The sequence below is a fragment of the Bacillus sp. RB3 genome (genome assembly GCF_030164735.1).
Taxonomy (GTDB): Bacteria; Bacillota; Bacilli; order Bacillales; family Bacillaceae_G; genus Bacillus_A; species Bacillus_A cereus.
In genome coordinates, this window is record NZ_JASNGE010000060.1 from 1 (window position 1) to 12,349 (window position 12,349).

Below are 12,349 nucleotides of genomic sequence, written 5' to 3' on the forward strand. Positions count from 1 at the left end.
GTTAACATAACGTCCTATTATCGGTAGCAAATCTTTTCATAGAATCCTTGTCTATACAGGGATTCTTCTTTCTTTTCTAGTAAAATCGATATGCAAGATTTTATACATGGTTGATATAGAGGGAATTTGAGGGATCCTCCCTTTTCTTTTTTTGCATAAAATCTTGTATAAATAAAAAGATTTTGATGTGGGTATCGAGAAGTAATGAGTATTAGTGTTAAAATCGAAATGTATTTCGAAATTAATTCGATTTTAAAATCGGTTGTGATATCAGTTGTGAGTGAATTCCGATTTTGATTAAAATATTGATTTAATAATGTTTTATGAGTGAAAAATGTATTCCGTTTTTGGAGGAGGAATGAAATTTGGAATTAAAATCGGAAATGTATACACCGAAAATTGTTGCGGAACGTTTAGGGATGACTCCGGATTTATTAAAAGTATGGTCAAACGAATTTAATATACAAACGGAACGAAGCCCAGGTGGGCATCGTAGGTATTCTAAGGAAAATATAGAAGAATTAACAGCAATTAAAGAAAAAATACAGTTACAAAAGTGGTCTTATGATCAGGTTCGAGCATGGCGGAATGGGGAACTTGATTCATTTGTTTCAAAAGAAGAAAAATCGGAATTAGAAAAGAAATTGGATGAAGTTTTAGAAAATCAGCAATTACAAAATCAATTCAATCAAGTACTTGTTCAAAAATTACAAGAAATTACGAATGAATTAGTTACGACAAAAGAACATTTGGTTAATACAGAGAAAAAATTAATGGAAGTTGAAAGCAAAAATAGTGAACTAGAAGTTTTTATAGAGAAGAAGTTAGAAAAACGAGATCAATTATTGCTTGAAAATATTAGAGTTATGCAAAAGCAAAATCAGAAACAAAAACGGAAAGGTTTTTTCGGTTTGTTTAAAAATTAAATGTAGTTGCTATTCTTAATAAGGTTCTAATGTCGGAAAAAGAAGAATAGAAATATAGCATACATATAATAAGGGAATGCAGTATAGATCAGTTTACAAGCATTCCCTTGTTCTATGTATGTTTTTAATGGAAATTATTTGTTTTTACATTTTTTGTATATAAAATGTTTGTTTTATGATATATTAATCATTGGATTATTATATCTAGATTTAGGGTTTTTGGTGAGGAGAATTACGTGTGAAGAAAATATTTGTGTTTAGTCTTTTTGTTATTTTGTTATTTGGTGTTATTTTTTTAGTTATGAATAAAAATAAGGAAGAAGTTCCAGTAAAAGAGTATTATAAAAATAAAATTTCAGAAGAACAGTTACAACAAGATATTTTAGATAAAAAAGAGAAGATTATTTATTATTATCAAACCCACTGTTCTCATTGTGCTAAGGTTTCACCAATCGTTATACCTATGGCAAAAGAAATGAAAATTGACATGCAGGTTATGAACTTAGAAGAATATGATTCAGCTTGGGATCAATTTAAAATTAAAGGAACACCTACAATTATTCATTATAAAGATGGAAAAGAATTAAATAGGATTGAAGGAGAACAATCGGAAGAGGATTTTGAGAGTTGGTTTCGGAAGAATAAATAAATAGATTTTATGAGATTAGAAAATTTGTTTTATTACTTTTATATCTAGATATTTTCTTAAAAGAAACTTGTTATTTAAGTTTCTTTTATTTTTATTAATATTTAATTTTATAAGGGGTTTTCAATATGAATAGTCAAAAAAGAAAAGAAAACTTATTGTTTATTGCATGGTGTGTTTCTTTTATTTCTACATTGGGTAGTTTATATTTTTCTGAAATTATGAAGTTTATTCCTTGTACTTTATGTTGGTATCAGAGAATTTTTATGTATCCTTTAGTTTTATTATTAGGTGTTGCTGTTATAAAAAAGGATTATAGTATTTCAAGATATTCATTAATATTTGGGATTATAGGTTCTTGTTTTTCTTTATATCATTATTTGATACAAAAGATTGTTTTCTTTTCAGAAAGAGCTGTTTCTTGTGGACGTGTACCGTGTACTGGTGAATATATAAATTGGTTAGGTTTTATTACAATTCCTTTTTTAGCTTTAATTGGATTTATTACGATTAGTATTTGTAGTTTGATTTTATTGAGAATTTCTAAAGAGTATTATTGATGTTTTTTGATATTTAATTTGTTATGTTTTTTATATTGAGTGATATAGTACTGAAAATATTAGATTTTTGTAAGGTAAATAAAAATTATGGATTAAAATATGAAGAATTATTTATAACTTTAATAGAAAAAAATAACTAATTTTATAAATATAAAAAATAAAACTAACTATTTTTTTAGAGCATAGTTAGTTTTGTTTTTTTTATATTTATTATATAATCGTTATATTTATATATAATTATAATATGAATATAAATTATAATTATTATTTTGAGGTAATTTTGAAAGCTATTTTTTTCTATTCTTCGTACATCATGTAACAGCTTGCTCTTGCATTAGTTCTAGGAGCATAATATTTATCACAAAATGCATGTTTTTGAGCATTTCCTGATGCGCCACCCCACCCGGCAATTTCTCCCATTTTACCCCAGAAGCCTCCGCCATTAATTTCAAGTTCTTGATTTGTTAAAGTTTCAAGATTTTTGTTTAATTCGTTAGTATTCATTTAGAAACACTCCTTTTTTTTAATATATAGGTTCTTTGTTTAGAAAATGTTTTTGATAGTTTTAATAGTTATTTTAAAAAAAAGATGGCTTAAAGACCATCTTTTTTTTACTGTTCGTACATACTATAGCAGTTAGCTCTTGCATTAGTTCTAGGAGCATAATATTTATCGCAAAATGCATGTTTTTGAGCATTTGATGATGCTCCACCATAGCCGACAAATTCTCCTACTTTACCCCAGAAGCCTCCGCCATTAATTTCAAGTTCTTGATTTGTTAAAGTTTCAAGATTTTTGTTTAATTTGTTAGTGTTCACTTTAGAAAACCTCCTTTTTTAATATATAGATTTTTAGATTTTAAGTTTAGTAAATATTACTGTTTATTCCCATGGTGCTGGTCCATCATTGTAATAGTTAGACCATCCTTTATAGTATCCAGCTGTGAAATCAGCTAGGTTTTTTACCCAGTTTCCGCCGTCTACTTCTAGAATTTCTTCTTGTGTTAATTCTTCTAGATTTTCTAATTTGATTTCCATTATGTCCCCTCCTTATTTAAATGGATTATTTAGCTTTGGAATCGCTGTCATGTAATTATTATACAATAATATATTTTTTTGTCTATAATTTCCTTGTAATTTTTTTCAAATAATAATAAAATTATTAAATTATTTATATAATGGGATTCATCTTTATTAAGAAAGTAGGTATTACTTTGGTATTAAAAAAATTTGAATGTATTAAGCAACATGATTTACAGGATTGTGGCCCAGCATGTTTAGCTATGATTTCACGTCATTATAGTTCGGATATATCAATTTCTAAAATTCGTGAAATTGCGGGAACTGATTTACAAGGCACAAATATTAAAGGATTGTTGGAAGCGTCTACAAAATTAGGGTTTGATAGTAAAGGTGTTAGGGCTAAGAGTCCTGAGGTATTAGAAGAAATACCTTTACCAGCTATTGCACATGTAATTGACAACGGTTTATTACATTATGTAGTTATTTATAAAGTGAAAAAAAATAAAGTCTATATTGCAGATCCTGCAAAAGGGAATATTGTATTTAGTTTGGAAGATTTTTGTGAGATTTGGAAAGGTATTTTAGTTTTAGTTAGTCCTAATGAAAATTTTAATAAATCCGATTATTCTAGTGGTAAATTGTCTCGTTTTACATCTTTATTAAAATCTCAAATTCACTTACTTGTTCCTATGTTTATTGCTTCTATTTTCTTAAATGGGTTTAGTATGTTAGGTGCATTTTATTTTAAATTTTTAATTGATGATATTGTTGCAAATCAGTTATTACAAACTTTACATATAGTTTCAATAGGTATTGTTATTTTATATGTATTTAAGGTATTACTATCATATTTTAGAACTCATTTGATTTTATATTTTAGTAGGAGAATCGATATACAGTTAATGTTGGGGTATTATCGACATGTTATTGGTTTACCTATGAATTTTTTTGAAACAAGAAAAGTTGGTGAAATTATTTCTCGCTTTACGGATGCTAGTAAAGTTAGAGATGCTTTATCTAATACTACAATTACATTAATGATTGATAGCTTAATGGTAATTTTAGGTTCTGTTTTGCTTTATTTACATAATTCTGTTTTGTTTGGTGTAACCCTTTTATTAATCCCGTTTTATGTTCTTGTTATTTTAGGATTTCATAAATCTTATGAAAATATTAATAGAGAGCAAATGGAAAGTAATGCAAAGTTAATGTCTTATATAGTGGAGTCATTAAATGGTGTTGGTACTATAAAATCATATAATGCTGAAAAAGAAGTAATCTTTGAAATGGAAAAACGTTTTGTAAGTTTACTTCGTCATTTTTTTAAAAATGGTATGATTTCTAATTTACAAGGAACTATTAAAATTGCTATTGAATTAATTGGTGGAGTAATTATTTTATGGGTAGGTGCTAACCAGGTATTAAAGGGAAATATGTCAATTGGTGAGTTAATTACTTATAATGCACTTTTGGTATATTTCTTGAATCCTATTCAGAATTTAATTGGTATTCAACCGATGATGCAATCAGCTATTGTGGCGGCAGAAAGGTTAAATGATATTTTTGATTTAGAATTAGAAAAATCGAAGGATGAAGAGAGAAAGGTATTTCCAAATCGTCTTTCTGGGAAGATTGATTTTGAGAATGTAACATTTAAATATGGTACGAGGAATAATGTTTTAAATAATATTAGTTTTTCAATTTCCCCTGGTAGTCAAGTAGCTTTTGTTGGTGAAAGTGGTTCTGGTAAAACAACTATTTCAAAGTTATTAATGAATTATTACTCAGCTCAGCAGGGGAATATTTATTATGATGATTATCATATTAAAGAAATTAGTAAAACAGCATTACGTAAACAAATTGCATATGTATCACAGGAGTCCTTTTTCTTTAGTGGTTCCATTTATGACAATTTACAATTTGGTCTAGAACGTAAGGTTAGTTTTGAAGAATTAATTCATGTATGTAAATTAGCTTGTGCTCATGATTTTATTAGTGAATTACCATTACGATATGAAACATTATTAGAGGAGAATGCGTCTAATTTATCTGGAGGACAAAAACAAAGATTAGCTATTGCACGTGCGTTATTGAAAAATCCAGATATTTTGATTTTAGATGAGGCAACAAGTAATTTAGATTCTACAACGGAGAAAAAAATTACTGATATGCTTAGAGATTTAGGAAGTAAGGAAATCACAGTTATTATGATTGCGCATCGATTAAGTACAGTTCAACATGCTAGTAAAATTTTTGTCATGAGAAAAGGAAATATTATTGAAGAAGGTTCTCATGAGGAATTATTACTTCAAAAGGGTGATTATTATGGTCTATGGAAAAATCAAACTGTACATGTAGATCATATAAAATCACAATCTTATGCAATGTGGGGAAATAAAGATGAATAAAATTTATTCTTTTGAGCAATTAACAGATAGTGTGGAGTTATTAGAACGAAAACCACCTCGTTTTATTATATGGTTTTTATCTGGACTTATTTTATTGTTTGTTATTTTTGTTGTTTGGGCTTATTTTGGAAAGGTTGATATTGTAAGTAAAGGAACAGTAATTATACAGAATAAATTTGAATCTAGTCTAGTTCGAAGTAAAAACAAGGGAATATTAGATAATATTTTGGTTAAGTCGGGTGATTTTGTAAAAACAGGAGATGTTTTGTTTCAAATAAAAGAGGAAAATGAAAATGTTTTTGTAAAAGCATCAATGGATGGAGAAGTTCAGTTTAATTCTACTATTCAATCTGGTGATTTAATTGAATCTGGACAAGAGATTTTGGCTATTGTACCAAAAAACCTTGAGAAAAGAGCTCGTATAATTTTATCTCCTCAAGATAGAAAAAATATCAAAAAGGGTGATAAGATAATTTATTCTTTTAATACAGAAAGAATAGATAAATATATAGGGGAAATTGTATATATTGCGGCGGAACCTGTTTATAACAAAGAATTTAAATCCTATATGTATGAATTAGAAGCAACGATTGATTCTAACAATGATGAATTATATGCAGGAATGATGGGACAAGGTTCAGTGTTAATTGGATCAGAACCAATTTGGAAGTTTTTGTTAAAGAAAATGATTTGATTTTTAAATCAATGAGGATTGTTAATTAAGATTAGGAGAGGTTTTTTAGTATGAAAAAAAATATATTTGTTATGACGTTTGTGATTTTTTGTAGTTTATTTTGTTTTTCTTTTAATAGTTATGCTGAATTGAATAATATTTCATTAAATAGAAGTGATGATATATCTATTATTTTTGAAAGTGAGAATAATATTGATAAAATAATAAGTAATATAAAAAGTAATAAATTGATTAATTGGAGTGTTAAGGATTTAAATCAATTATTAGATAAAGTAGATAAAGTAGATTTGAGTATAATGGAACGTGCTACTTTAAAAAGAGAGATAATAAGAGAATCAGGTTTTTCTAATTTTGATTTTAAGGGTACTAAGGCGGATGTTTTGGCATTTAAGGATTTAAAAATAGAGATAAAAGAAATTGATAAAGATTTAATTTTATATAGAAGAAGTAAATCTGGTGAACCAGATTCTAGGTATGGTCTTGGTTATTGGTGGAGTGATAAAAAGAGAAACATTGAAGAAACAAGAAATGAGTTAGCGGTATTAGAAGCTTGGGGTAATCCATTAAGTACAGAATATATAGTAGAAATACCAAAAGGAATTAGAGTTCTTACGGGAATCACTGCATCTCAAACTCAATTTCAAAATGGTACAGATATAGTTCAGGAATATAGGGAAGGTGGAGGAGTACAATATTGGATAAATAAAGTTAGTGTTAGCTGGTTAAAATAAGTAAATTTGATTGGAGAAACAATGAATCATGATCAAAAGTTTATAAACTTAATTTTAGATTGTGAGTATATTATCAAACAAAATATATCTCATGATTTTGAGGATATTAACAGATATAATATATTATTAAATGAACTTAGAGGATTAATTGAAACAGTGAAAAAAAAACGTTTAAATAATAAGTTATATTATTTATCGATTACACAAATGATTGATAAAAGTGATCCAGATGAAGTTATTACTGCTGTTTTAAAACTTAATGAGTTTTATTGTAAGTATTATCAAAAACTGTAGTTTTTGATAATACTTATTTTATAAATATATTTATAAAAGTGGATAACATATAAGTTCTTATAAGTTTATGATAGAATAAAAAATAGCAAAAAAACCCTCGAAGTTTGGCGACAGAAAGGGTTTTTGCTTAAGGTGATAGAGGTTGAGAAATCAAACTCTTAATTATTAATTTTATTTAATGATATTTTATCATTAGAGTTTGTTTTCCTCAACCATTAAGGAGAGGAAAAAATGAGTAAAATTGTAAATATTGATAGTTCAGAACAAAAAGCAAGGTTAAATGAAAATAAGGTTGAGGATTTTTTAGAACAAGCTAATATAGGTTTATCAACTGAACAACAACAATTGTTATTACAGATTTTACATAGTACAACAGGCGATGATTATTTTATTGGTAAAAAGAAAAAACGAACTGATGGGGTGAAGTTCGTGCAAATGATTACAGAGAATATTGATTATTTGTGTGAGATTGGCTATTTAACTCAACCAGAGAAAGCTTTTTTATTTGAGCTTTCACGGTTCTTGGAATTTAAATCAAATGTTATTATTGAAAAAAATGATGATGAAATTAAGCCATATGCGGCTTCTCCAAGTTATTTAGCAAAAAAATTAGGGAAAACAAGAACGTCTATTTCTAAAATTATGAATGATTTACTAGTTAAAGGAATTTTAGGAGTTGCGGAATCTGGGGTAACAACTGAAGATGGAAGATCTTGTTCCTCCCGTACTTGGTTTGTTAATCCTAATATACTATGTAATGCACCAAAAGATGATATTGATAGAGCTACACAACAAATATTTGCAAAATCATTAAGAAATATTCAATGTGAAGGAAGTAAAAAGAAGCATAAATTGCCAATATATTTATTTTGAAAAAGTGTAATTTAACTATTGCACTTTTTTTTTTTGCTGATCTTTCCAAAAAATAGGTGTTAATTTTTTTTAACACAGGTGTTAAAAAAAATTAACACCCCGAACACTTTAAACCCTTGATATTACTGGTTTTTTATATTTTCCTTATCTCACTCTATATATATAGTTAAAATTTCATAAAAAGCATGTATTATTTTTAAATAAAATATATTAAACAAACCTTTGAAATTTCAATAAATAGTAGTATAAGAATATTCTTCATTTATTAATTTAATGTAGAATCAGTATAAAAATGTAATTTGATGTTATGTGAGTTTTTAAAGGGGTTTATTTTATGAAAGAGTATTTTAATTTAGAACAAGCTGAAAAAAAAGCAAGATTAAGAGATATTGAAAACTCAAAGATATTGTCAGAGGAAGAAATGCAATTAGTAAATATACTTCAAGCAAAAGCTAGTGCAAAAGGAATGAAATTAGTTCCTGAACGTAAAATAAAAAATAAAGCAAAGTTTGTTCAAATTATTCAACAAAACATTCAATATTTATTTGAAATTGATTATTTAACAAATGCTGAAAAAGTATTTTTATTAGATATCTCAATGTGTGTAGGTTTTTTAAGTAATTGCTTGGTTAGTGATATTAATTCTAAAGAGCAAATCCCATTAACTCAGCGGGAATTAGCTAAAAAAATTGGAAGACATGAAACAAAAGTTAGTCCATTGATTAGAAAATTAATAGATAAAGGTATTATAGCTCGTTCAGAAAGTGGTATTGATAATAATAATGTTAGAGCATACGCTTTATTTATAAATCCTCATATAATGTTTTCTGGTAATAGAGATGACGTTAATCCAACACTTAAAACAATGTTTAGAAAAGTACCAAAACAACTTAAAAATTTACCTATTAAATTATTTTAAATCTACTTTAATTAGTAGATTTTTTTTTATTCATTTCGTACTTACCGTTTTTGGTAAGTTTACTTACCAAAAACGGTAAGTACGAAAAATCTTGAAACCCTTGATATTAATGGGTTTTTTCTACTTTCTTATGTTTGTCCCTTCTTACTCTATATAGAAATGGCTAAAAGTTCCGCAAGGAACAGGTAGTATTTTTAAGGAAACCCATCTTAAAAATCTCCACCTTTGCTAGAAAAAAGTCGCCTCGTCAATCCTCGGCTAAAGTCGAAGACTTTTCTTTTTTCTAACATCCTTGCCAAACTTTTTTTGGCTCGTTTGCTTTCATCGCCAAGCCGATAAACTCAAAAGTAGGATTTAGGCATATCGGCTTGAGCTATTCATTATACGAGCCAAACCGCTTGATCTAACGTTCCCTAATTAGTTCTTACTTTATTTTTAGATACGCAATATGTGGGGTCTCCCCACACCCCGGCCAGCCTCTACCTCAAAAGTAGGGAGAAGACCAAAAATCACTTACGATAAGTAAGTGATTACTGTGGAAGTGGTTTTTCTCTTTGAGATTCGTAGGAATCGTTGAAATTTAAACGTCTAAATAGATTTGTATTTCGGATTTTGATGTTTTTTGGATTAATCATAGATTGCCAAGGTTGTAAGTTCTTTTTATTTTTTCTAAGTTTAGTAATTCTACTAATAACATTGTTTAATTCACGTTCATGATCTTGATTCATCAGAATAAAAGTAAAGCTTGTTATCACTGTTGGGAAACAAATTTTTAATAAAAATTCAATATGATAGATATCAGAGATTAGATTGTTAATCGTGATATAAGATGTTCCTGGTATTGGGATAATATTTGCTACGATTCGTAAGGATTCTTTTTGATCATTAATAAGTAATTTAAGAGAACAACGTGTAGTAAGGATTTTAAAGAGTTCATCGATAAATGTAATGAGTACATGAAGTTGAATTTCAGGTGTCTCTTCATTGATGAACCACAATCCCCTATTTTCTTGTTTTGTCTTTATGAGAAAGTCTGTTACAAATTCCATATCAAGATTTTTAGGTATTTTGTTGTTTGGAAAGTATTCTCCAAAGTAACGTGTATCTTTTTCTTGTATTGGGTTAATTGGGAAAAAGGGTTCTGTATGTAATAGATAATAATGCTCGTGAGAGCAAAGTAATGCGGTTAATAATATTGGATCTGTATATTGTTTATTTAATTCTAGATAGTCTTCCATACGGGTAAAGTGACGGAAGAGTACATTTTCTCCTGGTGCAATTGGTAGCACCTTTTTTTCTTGGCCAAAATAATAGTAAGCTCGATAAGATAAATAAATATATTCCGCACCATAAAAGGATTTAGAACCAATTAACAGTTTATCTTCTAACTCTTTTAATTTTGCGTAACCAAGTGTTCTAGATTTATTTTTTTTTCCTTTTTGGTAGCCAAATAGGTCCAAGAATTGTGATTTTAACATGTAGGGCTGATGATGGAGCATAAATGTAAATAGATTATGATAATGCTTCATGATGAATAGATGTAATTCGTCATTTAATTTTCTTTTATGTGGATCTTCCTGAATTTCATGTAAGTTTAAGATATAGGGTGAATTAATATTATTCATAATTTCATGTACTGTATAAAAAGTAGGTGGAACGATAAATGTTGGTTGGATTGCCATGTTTTTTCCTCCTATAGCTGTTCATATCCAGATAAAAATGTCTTCGCAAATTCTTGTTTTTGTTGGATATCAATCTCTTTATAGTTACGCGTTGTTACCTCTATAGCAATATAACCACCATGCACTTCGCTATAGACGGCTCCATCGGGCGTTGGTTGGAATTTTCCTTGCGGATGGGACTCTACTATTCTTTTTTTAAAATCGTCGTATCTGGGGTCTTTCTGGGCTTCTAAATGCAATTGTTTTTCTGTTTTCCATGTTTCTCTTATTTCTTTCGGTAAAGAGATGTATTTTTCAGAGAGACGAATATCGTGTTTGGCGTTATTTATACCGGTTTTATATTGATATTCTTTTCCCTCTTTTTTAAACTTTTCTATTCCTTTTTCGCCTAAAACAATCTTGCCTGTGCGTTCTTCTAAATATTCGCTGTGACAAAGTTTTTTGAGGCGATCTCCTTTGATGTTATATTCTCTTTCCATTTGTTCTCTGGTAGCTGTTCCAGTTTTCCAAAGCATATCCATGCCTTCGATCTCTTTTGTTTTTAGAATTCTTATATGTTTTCGTGGCGCGGCCATAGGGATGTCTCCTGTCTTTGTTATATTCCTGTATTTGATTATTCGGGAATCCATAGCGAAGCTATGTGTCTTTGCCATGTGTACATTTACACATAGCCACATGGTTTGTTTTTTTGCATTAAATAAACATTTGTTTAAAAATGTTTATTTAATTCCAATCAAAATGTGATGCGAAGCATGACATTTTGATCAAACAAATAAAAATGCCGGAAGGCAATTTTATTTGTCTTTTTCTAAGAAGCGTAAGCTGATTTAGAAAAAGAATCTGGACAGATGCAAAGTGTTCTGGCCAGGAAGTCCCGCAGGGCAAAATCCGCCTGAAGACCATTCACTCGGCTTGCCGAGCTTGTTTTTGGTTCAAGCGCAGCGAGAAGCAAAAATGAATGCGTCTGACCGCAGGCATGGAAAAGCGTTAGCTTTTTCATGCCAAGGCAGGCGGATTTTGCCCTGCTTGAGTCTCGCCGGATTTATGACGGCGGGACGATTCGTGGAATGCTCTTGATCTTCCCGGTTTAAAGCCGTTAAGGCGATAAACCGGGCTCCCCGTAGGGGAGAATATGTATTTGATTCTATGTAATACGACATAGAATCTGATTTAACTACATTATACAATATAGCAACTTGAATAGAAGGGATTCTGTAATAGGAATACATGAGAGAATAGCTAGACAAGGGTTGATCACAGAGTCCGGAACGTTTATGCCGCGAAAGTCACTTGACCATGAGGGGCACCCTCATGCAAACTCACCAGAGGTGGCCCCAGAAGGGCGGTTTTTGCCCGCTGGGGTTATCTTTGGGAGTTTGAGGGTGTAGAGGCTCGTGGTCAAGTGAACCGTGGAATAAAAAGTGTAGGACGGGACTCCCAGGAAAGGGCAAAAACCAAAGGGGCTTATGCAAAATGATAAGTAAAGATCTGGACTTTTTGTGATGTATACTTATTCATGGTTGGTTAACATAACGTCCTATTATCGGTAGCAAATCTTTTCATAGAATCCTTGTCTATACAGGGATTCTTCTTT

14 protein-coding genes are annotated in these 12,349 nt (G+C 29.3%); 9 read left to right on the plus strand and 5 right to left on the minus strand.

Annotated elements, in window-relative coordinates:
* Positions 1-365: 365 nt before the first annotated feature.
* From QO049_RS29610 to QO049_RS29620, 3 genes are all read left to right on the plus strand, one after another.
* A complete protein-coding gene (locus QO049_RS29610) occupies positions 366-926 on the plus strand; it encodes a MerR family transcriptional regulator (protein WP_152127830.1) in 561 nt (186 codons plus the stop codon).
* A 238-nt stretch (positions 927-1,164) separates the two neighbouring features.
* The gene (locus tag QO049_RS29615) at positions 1,165-1,575 is read left to right on the plus strand and encodes a thioredoxin family protein (RefSeq protein WP_284489772.1); all 411 of its coding nucleotides are present in this window, start codon (positions 1,165-1,167) and stop codon (positions 1,573-1,575) included.
* A gap of 125 nt (positions 1,576-1,700) precedes the next feature.
* Entirely contained in the window at positions 1,701-2,132 is a 432-nt protein-coding gene (locus QO049_RS29620) for a disulfide formation protein C (protein WP_152127828.1), read from the plus strand.
* Between the two features lie 297 nt (positions 2,133-2,429).
* Here QO049_RS29620 and QO049_RS29625 read toward each other — a convergent pair whose 3' ends face one another.
* The 3 genes from QO049_RS29625 to QO049_RS29635 all read right to left on the minus strand — a co-directional run bounded on the left by QO049_RS29625 (position 2,430) and on the right by QO049_RS29635 (position 3,169).
* On the minus strand, positions 2,430-2,636 hold the full coding sequence (locus tag QO049_RS29625) for a hypothetical protein (RefSeq protein ID WP_097855886.1): 207 nt from the start codon (positions 2,634-2,636) through the stop codon (positions 2,430-2,432).
* A gap of 107 nt (positions 2,637-2,743) precedes the next feature.
* Positions 2,744-2,950, minus strand: coding sequence for a hypothetical protein (locus tag QO049_RS29630; RefSeq protein ID WP_152127827.1), 207 nt, complete (start codon positions 2,948-2,950; stop codon positions 2,744-2,746).
* Positions 2,951-3,013: 63 nt separating this feature from the next.
* On the minus strand, positions 3,014-3,169 hold the full coding sequence (locus QO049_RS29635) for a hypothetical protein (protein WP_012263688.1): 156 nt from the start codon (positions 3,167-3,169) through the stop codon (positions 3,014-3,016).
* 140 nt (positions 3,170-3,309) lie between these two features.
* Here QO049_RS29635 and QO049_RS29640 point away from each other — a divergent pair, with 140 nt between their 5' ends.
* The 6 genes from QO049_RS29640 (at position 3,310) to QO049_RS29665 (ending at position 9,073) form a co-directional block, all read left to right on the plus strand.
* Positions 3,310-5,562, plus strand: coding sequence for a peptidase domain-containing ABC transporter (locus QO049_RS29640; protein ID WP_419145805.1), 2,253 nt, complete (start codon positions 3,310-3,312; stop codon positions 5,560-5,562).
* Positions 5,555-6,256: an HlyD family secretion protein gene (locus tag QO049_RS29645; protein WP_152127825.1), complete on the plus strand. Its 702-nt coding sequence runs from the start codon at positions 5,555-5,557 to the stop codon at positions 6,254-6,256. Before QO049_RS29640 ends, QO049_RS29645 begins: the two co-directional genes overlap by 8 nt.
* A gap of 50 nt (positions 6,257-6,306) precedes the next feature.
* Complete coding sequence (locus QO049_RS29650; protein WP_152127824.1) at positions 6,307-6,987, plus strand: autotransporter; 681 nt, start codon at positions 6,307-6,309, stop codon at positions 6,985-6,987.
* Positions 6,988-7,008: 21 nt separating this feature from the next.
* Positions 7,009-7,281 carry a hypothetical protein gene (locus QO049_RS29655; RefSeq protein WP_012263698.1) on the plus strand — a complete coding sequence of 91 codons (273 nt, stop codon included), beginning with the start codon at positions 7,009-7,011 and terminating at the stop codon, positions 7,279-7,281.
* Positions 7,282-7,512: 231 nt separating this feature from the next.
* Entirely contained in the window at positions 7,513-8,154 is a 642-nt protein-coding gene (locus QO049_RS29660; protein WP_012263697.1) for a MarR family transcriptional regulator, read from the plus strand.
* A gap of 334 nt (positions 8,155-8,488) precedes the next feature.
* A complete protein-coding gene (locus QO049_RS29665; RefSeq protein ID WP_152127823.1) occupies positions 8,489-9,073 on the plus strand; it encodes a MarR family transcriptional regulator in 585 nt (194 codons plus the stop codon).
* 530 nt (positions 9,074-9,603) lie between these two features.
* On the opposite strand, the gene QO049_RS29670 is transcribed toward QO049_RS29665, so the two are convergent.
* Both QO049_RS29670 and QO049_RS29675 read right to left on the minus strand, forming a co-directional pair.
* On the minus strand, positions 9,604-10,755 hold the full coding sequence (locus QO049_RS29670) for a hypothetical protein (RefSeq protein WP_284489773.1): 1,152 nt from the start codon (positions 10,753-10,755) through the stop codon (positions 9,604-9,606).
* Positions 10,756-10,766: 11 nt separating this feature from the next.
* Positions 10,767-11,330 (minus strand): hypothetical protein, encoded by a 564-nt coding sequence (locus tag QO049_RS29675; protein WP_098757953.1) that lies wholly within the window; start codon positions 11,328-11,330, stop codon positions 10,767-10,769.
* Between the last annotated feature and the right edge of the window lie 1,019 nt (positions 11,331-12,349).

Bases quoted from the DNA above. Each gene is read 5' to 3' on its own strand.
- QO049_RS29645 (WP_152127825.1), top strand. From the start codon at position 5,555: ATGAATAAAATTTATTCTTTTGAGCAATTAACAGATAGTGTGGAGTTA.
- QO049_RS29675 (WP_098757953.1), bottom strand. From the start codon at position 11,330: ATGGCCGCGCCACGAAAACATATAAGAATTCTAAAAACAAAAGAGATC.
- QO049_RS29650 (WP_152127824.1), top strand. From the start codon at position 6,307: ATGAAAAAAAATATATTTGTTATGACGTTTGTGATTTTTTGTAGTTTA.
- QO049_RS29655 (WP_012263698.1), top strand. From the start codon at position 7,009: ATGAATCATGATCAAAAGTTTATAAACTTAATTTTAGATTGTGAGTAT.
- QO049_RS29670 (WP_284489773.1), bottom strand. From the start codon at position 10,755: ATGGCAATCCAACCAACATTTATCGTTCCACCTACTTTTTATACAGTA.
- QO049_RS29635 (WP_012263688.1), bottom strand. From the start codon at position 3,169: ATGGAAATCAAATTAGAAAATCTAGAAGAATTAACACAAGAAGAAATT.
- QO049_RS29660 (WP_012263697.1), top strand. From the start codon at position 7,513: ATGAGTAAAATTGTAAATATTGATAGTTCAGAACAAAAAGCAAGGTTA.
- QO049_RS29625 (WP_097855886.1), bottom strand. From the start codon at position 2,636: ATGAATACTAACGAATTAAACAAAAATCTTGAAACTTTAACAAATCAA.
- QO049_RS29665 (WP_152127823.1), top strand. From the start codon at position 8,489: ATGAAAGAGTATTTTAATTTAGAACAAGCTGAAAAAAAAGCAAGATTA.
- QO049_RS29640 (WP_419145805.1), top strand. From the start codon at position 3,310: ATGGGATTCATCTTTATTAAGAAAGTAGGTATTACTTTGGTATTAAAA.
- QO049_RS29620 (WP_152127828.1), top strand. From the start codon at position 1,701: ATGAATAGTCAAAAAAGAAAAGAAAACTTATTGTTTATTGCATGGTGT.